Consider the following 16,163-nt stretch of genomic DNA (forward strand, 5'->3'; position numbering starts at 1 on the left):
ATGAATGCCCATCCAAAAGAAATATGGGAAAAATCTTTAAATATAATAAAAGGTGAAATTACCGAAGTAAGTTTTAACACATGGATTAAAAGTATTACTCCTGTATCCATTGAAAATGACACTTTTATATTAAGCGTACCAAATGATTTAACTAAAGGAATATTATCTAGTAAATATACAAATTTAATATCAAATGCATTAAAATTAATTACTTCAAAAAAATATAGTATTAAATTTTTAGTTTTATCTCAATCTGAAGAAGCTTTAACATCAGATGATAAACCTAAAAGATATAACAAGAAATCTGTATTGATAAATGACGAAATGTCTACCATGTTAAACCCCAAATATACTTTTGATTCTTTCGTTATAGGAAACAGCAATAGATTCGCCCACGCTGCATCTCTTGCTGTAGCTGAATCTCCTGCTAAAGCATATAATCCATTATTTATATATGGAGGAGTAGGTCTGGGAAAAACCCATTTAATGCACGCTATAGGCCACTATGTATTAGATAATGATAATAAATCTAAAGTAACTTACGTTTCATCTGAAAAATTTACAAATGAACTTATAAACTCAATAAAAGATGATAAAAATGTAGAATTCAGAAACAAATACAGAAATGTAGATGTTCTATTAATAGACGATATTCAGTTTATAGCAGGTAAAGAAAGAACTCAGGAAGAGTTCTTCCATACTTTTAATGCCTTATATGAAGCAAATAAACAAATAATACTATCAAGCGACAGGCCACCAAAAGAAATTCCTACACTGGAAGACAGACTTAGATCCAGATTCGAATGGGGACTTATAGCAGATATTCAACCACCAGATTTTGAAACTAGAATGGCTATATTAAAAAAGAAAGCTGATGTAGAAAAATTAAACATCCCAAATGAAGTTATGGTATATATAGCTACAAAAATTAAATCAAATATCAGAGAACTAGAAGGTGCCTTAATACGTATAGTTGCCTTTTCTTCACTTACAAACAAAGAAATAAGCATAGATCTAGCTATAGAAGCATTAAAAGATATAATTTCAAGTAAACAGTCGAAACAAGTTACAGTAGATCTAATACAAGATGTAGTGGCAAATTACTACAACTTAAAAGTATCTGATTTCAAATCAGCCAGAAGGACCAGAAATGTAGCTTTTCCACGACAAATAGCAATGTATTTATGTAGAAAACTTACAGATATGTCTCTACCCAAAATAGGAGAAGAATTTGGAGGTAGAGATCATACTACTGTAATACACGCTTATGAAAAAATATCAAGTAATCTAAAACAAGATGAAAGTCTACAAAATGCTGTAAGTGACTTAACAAAGCGTCTAAATCAAAAATAATTATCAACAGATGTTATTAATTATTTTATGATACATTGTTGATATTATGATATATTTATTATTTTTTTTTATCATGTGGATAATGTTATTTTTCAATACTTATTTATCCACAGTTATTTTTTTCATTTTTTTCAGTGATATTAACGCTTTTATGACTTATCAACATACTAACAGCCTCTACTACTATTATTACTAATAATAAGTTAATTATCTATCTCTATCTAGAAAATATATTGTTAATAAAGGAGATGCTATAAAAATGAAAATCATATGCAATAAAACATATTTACAAGAAGCTATATTTATAGCTCAAAAAGCAATAACTGGAAAATCCAGTATGCCTATTCTGAACGGATTAAAAATAACTGCCTCTAACAACCAAATTACATTAATAGGATCAGATATAGATTTAAGTATAGAAACTAAAATAAATGCAGAAGTTGAAGAAGAAGGAACAATCGTAATTGACGCCAGATTATTTGGAGAAATTATAAGAAAATTACCTGATGACAATATAAGTATCTCAACTATAGAAAATAATTCTATAGAAATATTATGCCAAAAATCAAAGTTTAATCTCATACATATGAATGCTGAAGATTTTCCTGAAATACCTAATATAAATGAAAATATGATTTTTTCAGTACCTCAAAAAATATTAAAAAATATGATAAAAAGTGTTATATTTGCTACAGCTCAAGATGAAACAAGGCCTATTCTTACAGGGGTCTTATTTGAAATAAAAAATAAAAAATTAAATTTAGTAGCTTTAGATGGATATAGGTTGGCTTTAAAATCAGAGTATTTAAATACCGACAATATAATAAATGCTGTGATTCCGGGAAAAACACTTAATGAAGTCTCTAAAATCTTGGAGGATAATGAAAAAGATGTGAATATAACATTTACACCCAATCATATACTTTTTAATTTAGTTAATACAAAAATTATATCCAGACTTTTAGAAGGTGAGTTTATAAAATATAATTCCATAATTCCTGAAGAATTTAATATGATAGCTACTGCTAAGAAAGATGAACTTTTAAATTGTATTGAAAGGGCATCTTTAATGGCTAAAGACAGCAATACTAATTTAGTAAAATTCCAATTGGAAGAAAATACCATGATAATAACATCTAATTCTCAATTGGGAATGGTAAGAGAGGAGTTAAATATAATTTTGCAGGGAGATAATTTACAAATTGCATTTAACTCAAAATACTTAATGGATGTTTTAAAAATAATGGATGAAGAAGAAATTGTATTGGAATTTTCAAGCAGTGTAAGCCCATGCATAATTAAAAATAAAATTAAAGATAATTGTACTTACCTAGTTTTGCCGGTTAGACTTTTAAATAGTTAAAAATAAATAAATTGGAGATAATAGAAAATGGATGAAATTAAAATTAATACAGAAGTAATAAGATTAGACTCATTTTTAAAATGGTGTGGGGCGGTTTCACAAGGATCTGAAGCTAAGCTTTTTATAAAAGAAGGTATGGTAAGGGTAAATGGAGAAGTGGAAACAAGGCGGAGTAAAAAACTTTATAAAGGATTTACCGTTGAATTTAAAAAGGAAACTTATAAAATTATTTAACTGCACTAAAAATTTATTATTAATTGTATATGACATATTGTGATATAATTATAAATAGGTGTTTTTTAAATGTATATTAAATATTTAAAACTTAGAAATTTTAGAAATTATAAAAACCTGGATATTGAATTCAGTAAAGGTGTGAATATATTTACAGGAGATAATGCCCAAGGAAAAACAAATTTACTTGAAAGTATATATTACTGCAGTATAGGTAAATCTCCCAGGACAAACAAAGATAAGGAATTAATAAATTGGGAAGGCAAAGAAACTTATATAGAAGCTTATATAGAAAAAAAATCACTGGATAAGAATATAGAAATAAAGATATTTAAAGAAGGTAAAAAGGGAATAAATATAAATTCTATAAAAGTAAATAAGTTGTCTCAACTTATGGGAGTTTTTAATGTAGTAATGTTCTCTCCTGAAGATTTAAAAATAGTAAAAGAATCGCCGGTTTTTAGAAGAAAATTTTTAGATATCGAGCTTTGTAAATTCAGTAAAAAATATTATTTTAATTTGGTTCAATACAATAAGACTTTAAATGAAAGAAATACTTTACTTAAAAAGTGGAGAAATTACAATGATGATATTCTTCAGGTATATGACAGACAATTATCTAAATATGGTGGAATTATAATAGATATGAGAAATAAATATATAAAAAGGCTTAGTGAAAAAGGAAAAGTTATTCATAATGACATAACTTCTGGAGCTGAAGATATAGAATTTAAATATATAACACCTTTAGAAAATTTAAATAAAACAGAAGATAATTTATTTAAAATATTAAAAATTAATAGAAAAAATGATATAGATAGAGGTACTACACTTTATGGTCCACATAGGGATGATTTTGTTACAACAATAAATGGTATTAATGTTAGAAACTTTGGTTCTCAAGGCCAACAGAAAACATCAGTGTTAACTATAAAATTTGCTTCTCTTGAGATAATAAAGGAAATTATAGGTGAATATCCTGTTTTGCTATTAGATGATGTTTTATCTGAATTGGATGCAAATAGACAAAGATATATACTAGGATCTATAAATAAAATACAAACATTTATAACTTGTACAGGAATTGATGACATTAAAAAGGATTCTAAGGATAAGGCATGTTTGTTTGTTGTAAAGAATGGTAAAGTAATTATGACTTAGTTTTTGAAAGGAGATTATTTATGTTTTTACATTTAGGTGAAAATATAGTTGTTCCAATAAAGGATGTAATAGGAATATTTGATGTTGAAACTTCAACATATAACTCTGATACAACTCAATTTTTAAGGATGGCTGAAGAAGATGGATTTGTTCAGAAGATCACAAAAGATAAACCTAAATCTTTTATCATTGCTGAAGTAAATAAAAAGAGTAAAATTTATTTATCGCCTATATCTTCATCAACGTTAACTAAAAGATCAAAAGCTTTAGATTATAGACTTTAAGATAAATAGGAGGATAGGTATGCTACAAGAAAAAAAACAAGTTTATGATGAAAATCAAATACAGGTATTAGAAGGTTTGGAAGCTGTTAGAAAAAGACCCGGAATGTATATTGGAAGTACCAGTTCAAGGGGACTTCATCATTTAGTATATGAGATAGTTGATAATAGTATAGATGAAGCATTGGCAGGATACTGTGATAGAATAGAAGTAACTATACATGAGGATAATTCTATAACAGTTATTGATAACGGTAGGGGAATGCCTGTTGGAATCCATCATAAAATGAAAAAACCAACGGTAGAAGTAATAATGACTATACTTCATGCAGGAGGAAAGTTTGGCGGCGGCGGATACAAAGTTTCAGGAGGACTTCATGGAGTAGGTGCATCAGTTGTAAATGCCTTATCTGAGATTTGTGAGGTTGAAGTAAAAAGAGAAGGTCATATATGGAAACAGGTATTTAAAAAGGGGAAAGTAGTAACTGGATTAGATATTATAGGTAATAGTGAAGAAAGTGGGACAAAAATACATTTTAAACCTGATTCAGAAATATTTGATGAAGTAGAATTTGATTTTGACGTATTATCTCAAAGACTTAGAGAACTGGCCTTTTTAAATAAGGGAATAAAGATATCTTTAAAAGATAGAAGAGATGATAGAGAAGAGATTTTCCACTATGAAGGTGGAATAAAATCATTTGTGACTTATCTTAACAGAAATAAGCAGACAATTCATAAAGATCCCATATATGTGGAAGGTAAAAAAGATGACTACTCTGTAGAAATTGCTATTCAATATAATGATGGATATAATGAAAATATTTTTTCCTTTGCCAATAACATAGATACAGTAGAAGGGGGAACTCATTTAGCTGGATTTAAATCTGCATTAACTAGAGTTTTTAATGATTATGCAAAAAAATTTGGCATATTAAAAGAAAATGATAAAAATTTGTCAGGTGAGGACATAAGAGAAGGACTTACTGCTGTTATATCTATAAAACTTATAGATCCCCAATTTGAAGGTCAAACAAAAACAAAGCTTGGAAATAGTGAGGTACGTGGTATAGTTGATAGTATAATGGGAGAAGCGCTTAATAATTTTCTACAGGAAAATCCCCAAATAGCAAAATTAATATTGGATAAATCATTAATGGCTTCTCGTGCTAGAGAAGCAGCAAGAAAGGCAAGAGAATTAACGAGACGTAAATCTATACTTGAGAATACATCTCTTCCAGGAAAACTTGCAGATTGCTCATCTAAAGATTCATCTGAATGTGAGATATATTTGGTAGAGGGTGATTCAGCAGGCGGATCGGCTAAACAGGGCAGGGATAGAAAGTTTCAGGCCATACTTCCACTTAGAGGAAAAATAATGAATGTGGAGAAACAGAGATTGGATAAAATACTTGGATATGAGGAAATAAGGGCTATGATAACAGCCTTTGGAGCAGGTATAGGAAAAGAATTTGATATTACTAAAATAAGGTACAACAAAATAATAATAATGACAGATGCAGATGTAGACGGAGCACATATAAGAACATTATTGCTTACGTTTTTTTATAGATATATGCAGGAATTAGTTGAAAAATGTCATGTTTATATAGCTCAACCACCCTTATATAAGATATCTAAAAGTAAAAAAGAATATTATGCATATTCAGATAAGGAACTAGAAGTGTTGTTGAATGAAATAGGAGGAAAAGATAATAATGTTGACATTCAAAGATATAAGGGGCTTGGAGAAATGGATTCTGAACAGCTTTGGGATACTACAATGAACCCTGAAACTAGGACACTTATTCAAGTAAATGTAGATGATGCCATGGCTGCTGATGAAATTTTCACTATACTTATGGGCGATAAAGTAGAACCTCGTAGAGAATTTATACAGCAAAATGCTAAAAAGGTTGTAAACTTAGATATATAGTAAAGAGGTGTAGTTGATGTTTGATGAAGGTAAAATTTTACCAGTAGACATAAGCAAGGAAATGAAAAAAAGTTATATAGATTATGCTATGAGCGTTATTGTAAGCCGTGCACTTCCAGATGTACGTGATGGGTTAAAGCCAGTTCATAGAAGAATATTATTTTCTATGTATGAATTGGGATTGACTCCTGAAAAAGGATATAGGAAATGTGCAAGAATTGTTGGAGATGTATTAGGTAAATATCATCCGCATGGTGATACTGCTGTTTATGATGCTTTAGTTAGAATGGCACAGGAATTTTCAATTAGATACACTTTAGTTGATGGTCATGGAAATTTTGGTTCAGTAGACGGAGATAGTGCTGCAGCTATGAGGTATACTGAAGCTAAAATGAATAAAATAACCCTTGAAATGTTAAGGGATATAAATAAAAATACGGTAGATTTTGTTCCAAATTTTGATGGTGAAGAAAAAGAACCTTCGGTTCTTCCATCTAGATTTCCGAATTTGCTTGTAAATGGATCTGCTGGAATAGCTGTTGGTATGGCTACCAATATACCACCTCATAATTTAACTGAAGTTGTAAATGGCGTGATAATGATAATAGATAATCCGCAAGTTACAATTGATGAACTTATGACATGTATAAAAGGTCCGGATTTTCCAACAGCAGGATTAATAATTGGTACATCTGGTATAAAAAGTGCTTATGAAACTGGCAGAGGAAAGATATTAGTAAGAGCAAAAACTGAAATTGAAGAGATAAGTGGAAGAAATAGAATATTGATAACTGAAATTCCATATCAAGTTAATAAGTCAAAACTTATAGAAAATATGGCTGAACTTGTGAAAAATAAAAAAATAGATGGAATATCAGATATTAGAGATGAATCAGATAGAGATGGAATGAGGGTTGTTATTGAATTAAAAAGGGATGCAAATCCCAATGTAACTCTCAATCAATTATATAAACATACAAGAATGCAGGATACTTTTGGAATCATAATGCTGACTCTTGTAAATAATGAACCTAAGGTATTAAATTTAAAGCAGATACTTGTGTATTACCTGCAGTTTCAAGAAGAGATTATAACAAGAAGGACTAGATTTAATTTAGATAAGGCTCAAGCTAGAGCTCATATTCTTGAGGGATTAAAAATAGCATTAGATCATATTGATGAAGTAATAAATTTAATAAGGGCATCTAAAACTACAGAAAATGCTAGAAATGGTTTAATGACTAAATTTAATCTTTCAGAAAAACAGGCTCAAGCCATCTTGGATATGAGACTCCAAAGGCTTACTGGACTTGAAAGAGAGAAAATTGAAAATGAATATAACGAATTGATGGAAACAATAAAACATCTTAATGAAATCTTGGAAAATAAGTCTCTTTTGTTGGGTATAATTAGAGATGAATTAATTGAAATAAGGAATAAATATGGCGATGAAAGAAAAACTGAGATACAAATAAGCAATGATGATTTAAATATTGAAGATCTTATTGAAGAAAAAGAAGTGGTAATAACTTTAACCCATGAGGGATACATAAAGAGAATTTCTGCTGATACCTACTCTTCACAAAGAAGAGGAGGAAGAGGAATACAGGCCATGGCTACAAAAGAAGATGATTTTGTTGAACATATATTTATCACTTCAACTCATAGTCATATTTTGTTTTTTACCAATAAGGGTAAAGTATATAAATTAAAAGGATACGAGATCCCAGAAGCAGGTAGAACCGCTAAAGGTACAAATTTAGTTAATTTACTGCCTTTAGATGTAAGTGAAAAGATCCAGGCTGTTATAGCTTTTAAAGAAATTGACCAAGATAAAGATAATTATTTTATAATGGCAACTAAAAATGGTTTGATTAAAAAAACTAAAATAAGCCAATATGCTTCTATAAGAAAAAGCGGTTTAAATGCTATAAATTTAAAAGATGAAGATGAACTTATACAAGTTAAAATGACTACTGGACAGAGTGAAATACTTGTTTTTACTAAAAATGGATATGCAATAAGATTTAGTGAAAAAGATGTAAGATCTACAAGTAGAAATACTACAGGCGTAAAGGCCATAACTTTGAGGCATGGAGATATAGCTGTTTCTATGGATATTGTAGATGAAAGTCAGGATGTTCTTGTTATAAGTGAAAATGGATTTGGTAAGAGAACTCCTATAGGTGAATACACTATCCATAGAAGAGGTGGAAAAGGTATTATAACTTATAAGGTTACAGAAAAAACAGGATTAATGGTTGGGGCTAGAATTGTAAAGGATGAAGATGAAATTATGCTTATAAATAGCAGTAATGTAGCTATAAGGCTCAATGTATCCGAAGTATCAACTACAAGTAGAAATACTATGGGTGTTACACTTATGAAAACAGGAGAGGAACAAAGAGTTGTTGCAATTGCTAAAATAAATTGTAGCGATGAAATTAAAGATGAATAATTTTTTACAATAATAATAAAAATAGCTTGTTTAATAGTGAAATATTTTAACTTTATTAAAATATTTCACTATTTATTTTTGAGTGTAAAAATTCATCTGTAAATCAGGATGATCAACTTTTAAAATTAATACAAATAAATCAAAAAATATGTTGACTCCACTTAATTAAGGTGATAGAATATAAAAGCTGTATAAATTAAAACTTTGTTAAAAGTTTGTGTTTATAAGGTATTGATAATCTTAAACTAATGTGGTAAACTAAAATAGTTCTTAATTATTGAAGGTGATCCTTGAAAATTAAACAGAATAAAATATAAGGAAAACTTATATAAGAATAAACCAGCAATTCTTTTGAGCTGCAGCAGCAGCAAAGAAAGTAATTTCGTAATATTTTGTATGTTATGTTCAGCAGTAAAGCATCATTTATGATGTTATACATACTTAGCGTAATGTATCTAAAATTAATAATAACGAGCAGTTCCAGGAAAACCTTGAGCCAGGAGCAGAGTTTACTTAAGTAAATGAGCACCGCAGGGTCGGGTTTGACGAAGAAATGCGAAGTTAGTATTAATTTTCTAAAGAGGCAATAAGCCTGAAATTGGCAGTAACGAGTACAGCAAGGAAAAGGCTGAATGAGGAGCAGAGTTTACTTACGTAAATGAGCACCGGAATGAAGCATTTGACGCAGCTGGACGAAGTTAATGGCAATTTTAAACAGAGCCATATAAACTTTTAAATTAAGAGTTTGATCCTGGCTCAGGACGAACGCTGGCGGCGTGCTTAACACATGCAAGTCGAGCGATGAAGCTCCTTCGGGAGTGGATTAGCGGCGGACGGGTGAGTAACACGTGGGTAACCTGCCTCAAAGAGGGGGATAGCCTCCCGAAAGGGAGATTAATACCGCATAACAAGTATGATTCACATGGATGGTACTTTAAAGGAGCAATCCGCTTTGAGATGGACCCGCGGCGCATTAGCTAGTTGGTAGGGCAACGGCCTACCAAGGCAACGATGCGTAGCCGACCTGAGAGGGTGATCGGCCACATTGGAACTGAGAGACGGTCCAGACTCCTACGGGAGGCAGCAGTGGGGAATATTGCACAATGGGCGAAAGCCTGATGCAGCAACGCCGCGTGAGTGAAGAAGGTTTTCGGATTGTAAAGCTCTGTCATCTGGGACGATAATGACGGTACCAGATGAGGAAGCCACGGCTAACTACGTGCCAGCAGCCGCGGTAATACGTAGGTGGCAAGCGTTGTCCGGAATTACTGGGCGTAAAGGGTGCGCAGGCGGACATTTAAGTGAGATGTGAAATACCCGGGCTTAACCCGGGCAGTGCATTTCAAACTGGGTGTCTGGAGTGCAGGAGAGGAGAACGGAATTCCTAGTGTAGCGGTGAAATGCGTAGAGATTAGGAAGAACACCAGTGGCGAAGGCGGTTCTCTGGACTGTAACTGACGCTGAGGCACGAAAGCGTGGGTAGCAAACAGGATTAGATACCCTGGTAGTCCACGCCGTAAACGATGAGTACTAGGTGTAGGAGGTATCGACCCCTTCTGTGCCGCAGTAAACACAATAAGTACTCCGCCTGGGAAGTACGATCGCAAGATTAAAACTCAAAGGAATTGACGGGGGCCCGCACAAGCAGCGGAGCATGTGGTTTAATTCGAAGCAACGCGAAGAACCTTACCTGGACTTGACATCCCCTGAATATCTTAGAGATAAGAGAAGCCCTTCGGGGCAGGGAGACAGGTGGTGCATGGTTGTCGTCAGCTCGTGTCGTGAGATGTTAGGTTAAGTCCTGCAACGAGCGCAACCCCTGTTGTTAGTTGCTAACAGTAAGATGAGCACTCTAACAAGACTGCCGCGGTTAACGCGGAGGAAGGTGGGGATGACGTCAAATCATCATGCCCCTTATGTCCAGGGCAACACACGTGCTACAATGGGTAGGAACAACGAGACGCAAGACCGCAAGGTGGAGCAAACCTCAAAAACTACTCTCAGTTCGGATTGCAGGCTGAAACCCGCCTGCATGAAGCTGGAGTTGCTAGTAATCGCGAATCAGCATGTCGCGGTGAATACGTTCCCGGGCCTTGTACACACCGCCCGTCACACCATGAGAGCTGGCAACACCCGAAGTCCGTAGTCTAACGAAAGAGGACGCGGCCGAAGGTGGGGTTAGTGATTGGGGTGAAGTCGTAACAAGGTAGCCGTAGGAGAACCTGCGGCTGGATCACCTCCTTTCTAGGGAGTCGAAAGATGATTGTAATGATTGTCTTAAAAAAAATTGGTAGTAACGAGCAGATCAAGGAAAGGCTTGAGCGAGGAGCAGAGCTTACTAGTGTAAGTGAGCACCACAGCGAAAGACTTGACGAAGAAATGTGAAGTTAATAGCGATTTTTGATGGTTTAACTTATAGAAGTAATCCAGTTTATTCTGTTTAATTTTGAGGGATCATCCTCAAAAATTTAATGTCTTGGGGGTATAGCTCAGCTGGGAGAGCATCTGCCTTGCACGCAGAGGGTCAAGAGTTCGAATCTCTTTATCTCCACCATAAGGGCTTATAGCTCAGCTGGTTAGAGCGCACGCCTGATAAGCGTGAGGTCGATGGTTCGAGTCCATTTAAGCCCACCATTAATCAATTGTAGAATGCACAATGTACATTTCACAATTGAATTTCTGTTCCAAATTGTACAGTGCAAGCTGTAATTGTGAACAGAAAAAAAATTGTCCTTTGAAAATTGCACAGTAAATAAGAAATAAAAAATTGGTAGTAACGAGCAGAAATGTGAAGTTAATATCAATTTTAGAAACAAAGCTAAGGTTAGAAATAACCTTTGTAGTATATAAGTATAACTAGTTTATACTTATTTGTAAGTTATGACGTAAGTTATAACTGAGAACCAATGTAATTAAAATTAATAGCAGCGAACAAGACAAGGAAAAACCTGAGTGAGGAGCAGAGTTTACTAATGTAAATGAGCACCGGAGAGAAGGTTTTGACGCAGTATTGTGAAGCTGATAGTAATTTTTAAGAAAATTGATAGTAACGAGTACAGCAAGGAAAATACCGAAGGAGGAACGGAGTTTACTAGTGTAAATGAGTACCGGAGTGAGGTATTTGACGCAGCTGGACGAAGTTAATGGCAATTTTAAAACTAAAGGTCAAGCTACAAAGGGCGCATGGAGGATGCCTTGGCACCAGGAGCCTAAGAAGGACGCGATAAGCTGCGAAAAGCTCTGGGTAGGCGCAAATAGCCAGTGAACCAGAGATATCCAAATGGGGAAACCCACCCAGACAACGCTGGGTACTGCATGTTGAATAAATAGATATGCAGAGGCAGACCCGGGGAACTGAAACATCTAAGTACCCGGAGGAAGAGAAAGAAACATCGATTTTCCAAGTAGCGGCGAGCGAAAGGGAAAGAGCCCAAACCAGAAACTTGTTTCTGGGGTTGAGGTCAGGTCATAAAAGCAGGGAAGACTTAATTGAATACAACTGGAAAGTTGAGCCGCAGAAGGTAACAGCCCTGTAAGTGAAAAGGAAGAACTGCGAGACCTGAACCAGAGTACCACGAGACACGAGAAACCTTGTGGGAAGCAGGGAGGACCACCTCCCAAGGCTAAATACTACCTGGTGACCGATAGAGAAGAAGTACCGTGAGGGAAAGGTGAAAAGAACCCCGGGAGGGGAGTGAAATAGAATCTGAAACCGTGTGTCCACAAATAGTCGAAGTACGATAAAGTACGACGGCGTGCTTTTTGTAGAACGAGCCAGCGAGTTACGATATGCAGCAAGGTTAAGTACTTAAGGTATGGAGCCGGAGGGAAACCGAGTCTGAAGAGGGCGAGAAGTTGTATGTTGTAGACCCGAAACCGGGTGACCTATCCATGGCCAGGTTGAAGCGGAAGTAAAATTTCGTGGAGGACCGAACCACAATGGTGTTGAAAAACCATGGGATGAGCTGTGGATAGCGGAGAAATTCCAATCGAACCCGGAGATAGCTGGTTCTCCTCGAAATAGCTTTAGGGCTAGCGTTGAGAGTGAGTAATGGAGGTAGAGCACTGAATGGGGTAGGGGCTGACAACAGTTACTGAACCTTATCAAACTCCGAATGCCATAAACTTGAATCTCAGCAGTCAGACTGCGAATGATAAGATCCGTGGTCAAAAGGGAAAAAGCCCAGACCACCAGCTAAGGTCCCGAAGTGTAAGTTAAGTGGAAAAGGAAGTGTGATCTCTAAGACAACTAGGATGTTGGCTCAGAAGCAGCCACTCATTTAAAGAGTGCGTAATAGCTCACTAGTCAAGAGGTCATGCGCCGAAGATGTCCGGGGCTAAAACTTACCACCGAAGCTGTGGGCTTGAAAGAGCGGTAGAGGAGCATGCTGTCCAGGGAGAAGCCGTACCGGAAGGAGCGGTGGACAGGACAGGAGAGAGAATGCTGGCATAAGTAGCGAGAAATAAGTGAGAATCTTATTGGTCGAAAACCTAAGGTTTCCTGAGGAAGGTTCGTCCACTCAGGGTAAGTCGGGACCTAAGCCGAGGCCGAAAGGCGTAGGTGATGGACAATCGGTTGAAATTCCGATACCGCATATAGATGAAAAAGACCAGAAGGGATGACGCAGGAGGATAGGATGTGCATACTGTTGGAGGTATGTCTAAGCAGTGAGTGAGAATACAGAGGGAAAACCATGTATTCAATTGCGAGCTGTTATGGGGAATCCGAAAGGAGAAGTATCTGATATCACACTGCCAAGAAAAGTCTCTATGGAATTTATGTGTGCCCGTACCGCAAACCGACACAGGTAGGTGAGGAGAGAATCCTAAGACCATCGGAAGAATTGTTGTTAAGGAACTCGGCAAATTGACTCCGTAACTTAGGGAGAAGGAGTGCCTCGAAAGAGGCCGCAGAGAAAAGGCTCAAGCAACTGTTTATCAAAAACACAGGTTTCTGCTAAAGCGAAAGCTGAAGTATAGGAGCTGACGCCTGCCCGGTGCTGGAAGGTTAAGGGGAATACTAAGCAGCAATGCGAAGGTAAGAACTTAAGCCCCAGTAAACGGCGGCCGTAACTATAACGGTCCTAAGGTAGCGAAATTCCTTGTCGGGTAAGTTCCGACCCGCACGAATGGCGTAATGATTTGAGCACTGTCTCGACAACAAATCCGGCGAAATTGAAATGCAAGTGAAGATGCTTGCTACCCGCGATTGGACGGAAAGACCCCGTAGAGCTTTACTGTAGCTTATCACTGAATTTCGGTATTGTCTGTACAGGATAGGTGGGAGACATGGAAGGAGTGGCGTCAGCCATTTTGGAGTCGATGTTGGGATACCACCCTGACAGTACTGGAATTCTAACCGGGTGCCATGAAACTGGCAACGGGACAATGTTAGGTGGGCAGTTTGACTGGGGCGGTCGCCTCCAAAAGAGTAACGGAGGCGTACAAAGGTTTCCTCAGAAGGGTTGGAAATTCTTCGGAGAGTGCAAAGGCATAAGGGAGCCTGACTGCGACACATACAGGTGGAGCAGGGACGAAAGTCGGTCTTAGTGATCCGGTGGTACCTCGTGGGAGGGCCATCGCTCAACGGATAAAAGCTACCTCGGGGATAACAGGCTGATCTCCCCCAAGAGTTCACATCGACGGGGAGGTTTGGCACCTCGATGTCGGCTCGTCGCATCCTGGGGCTGAAGTAGGTCCCAAGGGTTGGGCTGTTCGCCCATTAAAGCGGCACGCGAGCTGGGTTCAGAACGTCGTGAGACAGTTCGGTCCCTATCCGTCGCGGGCGCAGGAAATTTGAGAGGAGCTGTCCTTAGTACGAGAGGACCGGGATGGACTGACCTCTGGTGAACCAGTTGTTCCGCCAGGAGCACAGCTGGGTAGCTAAGTCGGGAAGGGATAAACACTGAAAGCATCTAAGTGTGAAGCCCCCCTCAAGACAAGATTTCCCACAGCGAAAGCTGGTAAGACCCCTTGAAGAACACAAGGTGATAGGTCAGAGGTGTAAGCGTGGCAACATGTTAAGCTGACTGATACTAATAGGTCGAGGGCTTGACCAAAAACAATATGGATAAATATTTACTGTGCAATTTTCAGAGGATATGAATTTTATGTAGTGTAGAGTTGAAATCAAATAGAAATTTTAACGAAACTATATGAATCTCATAGAAAAAATAATAATAAGTTTTCAATAAAGTATTGACACTTTATTGAAAGCAAAGTATAATATAAAACTGTGATGAAAAATTAGTGAATTTGCTCAGCTAAAGCTGAGGAGTACTGATTTGTTACCAAAATCAAAGATTTTTATAAAGTAATATGATAAGAAAATTGGTAATAACGAGCAGTTCAAGAAAAGGCTTGAGTGAGGAGCGAAAATTACTTATGTAATTGAGCACCGTAGTGAAAAACTTGATGCAGAAATGCGAAGTTAGTAGCAATTTTCGATAATAATATCTGGTGGCAATAACGTGAAGGCAACACCCCTTACCATTTCGAACAGGAAGGTTAAGCTTCACAGTGCCCATGGTACTGCAGGGGAGGCCCTGTGGGAGAACAGGTCGTCGCCAGGTAAACATATGGATCTTTAGCTCAGTTGGTTAGAGCAACCGGCTCATAACCGGTTGGTCCGGGGTTCGAGTCCCTGAAGGTCCACCATACGGGGGTATAGCTCAGCTGGGAGAGCATCTGCCTTGCACGCAGAGGGTCAAGAGTTCGAATCTCTTTATCTCCACCATAAGCATAAAAGAACTACATTATAATGTAGTTCTTTTATTATATAAAATATTATTTTAATTTATATTTATGAATAATACATTGAATTGAAAGGTGAAAGAAAAATGGCACTTTACAGGATAAAGCAATTTTATTGGGCTCTTACAGCTAAAATTAGTAAAGATGATGTTAATTTTACAAATTATATTTTAAATATAAAAGAATTAAAGTTATTTAACAAGTTGTCTGTACAGGAACAAAAACATTCTGTAAAAGTAGCTTATGATGTACAAAATATTTGCAATAATAAATATGAGAGAGTAAATACAAATTTATTGTTAAAGGCAGCACTTTTGCATGATATAGGTAAGATATATAGTAGGTTGAATATAATAGATAAGTCTATTATGGTGTTAGGAGATAAGTTTTCTAGAGGCAGGTTAAAAAAGTTTTCAAATAATAAAAAGATAAATATATATTATAACCATGCTATATTGGGAAAAGAGTTATTGAGAAAAATAGAAACGGATGACAGATTACTTTATTTAGTAGAAAATCATCATAATGAAAAAATAATTAATGATCTAGAGCTTGATATACTTAGATATTGTGACAGAAGGAATTAAGATATAAAGAATAATTTTAATTATATTTTAAGTAGTT

The 16,163-nt window shown here is 35.8% G+C and carries 9 protein-coding genes, 4 tRNA genes and 3 rRNA genes; all 16 read left to right on the plus strand.

Annotated elements, in window-relative coordinates; all coding sequences use genetic code 11:
- The 16 genes from dnaA (at position 1) to ACYUJ6_RS00080 (ending at position 16,126) form a co-directional block, all read left to right on the plus strand.
- Positions 1-1,353, plus strand: a complete 1,353-nt coding sequence (gene dnaA / locus ACYUJ6_RS00005; RefSeq protein ID WP_461843897.1) for a chromosomal replication initiator protein DnaA — start codon at positions 1-3, stop codon at positions 1,351-1,353.
- Between the two features lie 259 nt (positions 1,354-1,612).
- Positions 1,613-2,716 (plus strand): DNA polymerase III subunit beta, encoded by a 1,104-nt coding sequence (gene dnaN, locus ACYUJ6_RS00010; protein ID WP_461843898.1) that lies wholly within the window; start codon positions 1,613-1,615, stop codon positions 2,714-2,716.
- A gap of 27 nt (positions 2,717-2,743) precedes the next feature.
- Positions 2,744-2,950, plus strand: coding sequence for a S4 domain-containing protein YaaA (gene yaaA, locus ACYUJ6_RS00015; protein ID WP_461843899.1), 207 nt, complete (start codon positions 2,744-2,746; stop codon positions 2,948-2,950).
- Positions 2,951-3,019: 69 nt separating this feature from the next.
- The gene (recF, locus tag ACYUJ6_RS00020; protein WP_461843900.1) at positions 3,020-4,111 is read left to right on the plus strand and encodes a DNA replication/repair protein RecF; all 1,092 of its coding nucleotides are present in this window, start codon (positions 3,020-3,022) and stop codon (positions 4,109-4,111) included.
- Positions 4,112-4,131: 20 nt separating this feature from the next.
- Positions 4,132-4,395: an extracellular matrix regulator RemB gene (gene remB, locus ACYUJ6_RS00025; protein ID WP_369704615.1), complete on the plus strand. Its 264-nt coding sequence runs from the start codon at positions 4,132-4,134 to the stop codon at positions 4,393-4,395.
- 19 nt (positions 4,396-4,414) lie between these two features.
- Positions 4,415-6,328: a DNA topoisomerase (ATP-hydrolyzing) subunit B gene (gene gyrB / locus ACYUJ6_RS00030; RefSeq protein WP_461843901.1), complete on the plus strand. Its 1,914-nt coding sequence runs from the start codon at positions 4,415-4,417 to the stop codon at positions 6,326-6,328.
- A gap of 16 nt (positions 6,329-6,344) precedes the next feature.
- On the plus strand, positions 6,345-8,786 hold the full coding sequence (gyrA, locus tag ACYUJ6_RS00035; protein WP_461843902.1) for a DNA gyrase subunit A: 2,442 nt from the start codon (positions 6,345-6,347) through the stop codon (positions 8,784-8,786).
- A gap of 733 nt (positions 8,787-9,519) precedes the next feature.
- Positions 9,520-11,030 (plus strand): 16S ribosomal RNA (locus tag ACYUJ6_RS00040).
- Between the two features lie 15 nt (positions 11,031-11,045).
- Positions 11,046-11,171: a hypothetical protein gene (locus ACYUJ6_RS00045; protein WP_461843903.1), complete on the plus strand. Its 126-nt coding sequence runs from the start codon at positions 11,046-11,048 to the stop codon at positions 11,169-11,171.
- 93 nt (positions 11,172-11,264) lie between these two features.
- A tRNA-Ala gene (locus tag ACYUJ6_RS00050) sits at positions 11,265-11,340 on the plus strand.
- A gap of 3 nt (positions 11,341-11,343) precedes the next feature.
- A tRNA-Ile gene (locus ACYUJ6_RS00055) sits at positions 11,344-11,420 on the plus strand.
- A 529-nt stretch (positions 11,421-11,949) separates the two neighbouring features.
- Positions 11,950-14,845: ribosomal RNA gene (locus ACYUJ6_RS00060) — 23S ribosomal RNA — on the plus strand.
- A gap of 396 nt (positions 14,846-15,241) precedes the next feature.
- Positions 15,242-15,358, plus strand: a 5S ribosomal RNA gene (rrf, locus tag ACYUJ6_RS00065).
- Together the 16S, 23S and 5S rRNA genes with 4 tRNA genes alongside form the textbook arrangement of a ribosomal RNA operon.
- A gap of 8 nt (positions 15,359-15,366) precedes the next feature.
- A tRNA-Ile gene (locus ACYUJ6_RS00070) sits at positions 15,367-15,443 on the plus strand.
- A 3-nt stretch (positions 15,444-15,446) separates the two neighbouring features.
- Positions 15,447-15,522, plus strand: a tRNA-Ala gene (locus ACYUJ6_RS00075).
- Between the two features lie 103 nt (positions 15,523-15,625).
- Positions 15,626-16,126 (plus strand): HD domain-containing protein, encoded by a 501-nt coding sequence (locus ACYUJ6_RS00080; protein WP_461843904.1) that lies wholly within the window; start codon positions 15,626-15,628, stop codon positions 16,124-16,126.
- Positions 16,127-16,163 lie beyond the last annotated feature (37 nt).

The organism is Clostridium sp. JNZ X4-2 (assembly GCF_054889485.1).

What these genes read in the sequence shown, in the direction of transcription:
- remB (WP_369704615.1), top strand. Translation starts at nt 4,132, where the DNA reads ATGTTTTTACATTTAGGTGAAAATATAGTTGTTCCAATAAAGGATGTA.
- yaaA (WP_461843899.1), top strand. Translation starts at nt 2,744, where the DNA reads ATGGATGAAATTAAAATTAATACAGAAGTAATAAGATTAGACTCATTT.
- ACYUJ6_RS00045 (WP_461843903.1), top strand. Translation starts at nt 11,046, where the DNA reads ATGATTGTAATGATTGTCTTAAAAAAAATTGGTAGTAACGAGCAGATC.
- ACYUJ6_RS00080 (WP_461843904.1), top strand. Translation starts at nt 15,626, where the DNA reads ATGGCACTTTACAGGATAAAGCAATTTTATTGGGCTCTTACAGCTAAA.
- gyrA (WP_461843902.1), top strand. Translation starts at nt 6,345, where the DNA reads ATGTTTGATGAAGGTAAAATTTTACCAGTAGACATAAGCAAGGAAATG.
- gyrB (WP_461843901.1), top strand. Translation starts at nt 4,415, where the DNA reads ATGCTACAAGAAAAAAAACAAGTTTATGATGAAAATCAAATACAGGTA.
- dnaN (WP_461843898.1), top strand. Translation starts at nt 1,613, where the DNA reads ATGAAAATCATATGCAATAAAACATATTTACAAGAAGCTATATTTATA.
- recF (WP_461843900.1), top strand. Translation starts at nt 3,020, where the DNA reads ATGTATATTAAATATTTAAAACTTAGAAATTTTAGAAATTATAAAAAC.
- dnaA (WP_461843897.1), top strand. Translation starts at nt 1, where the DNA reads ATGAATGCCCATCCAAAAGAAATATGGGAAAAATCTTTAAATATAATA.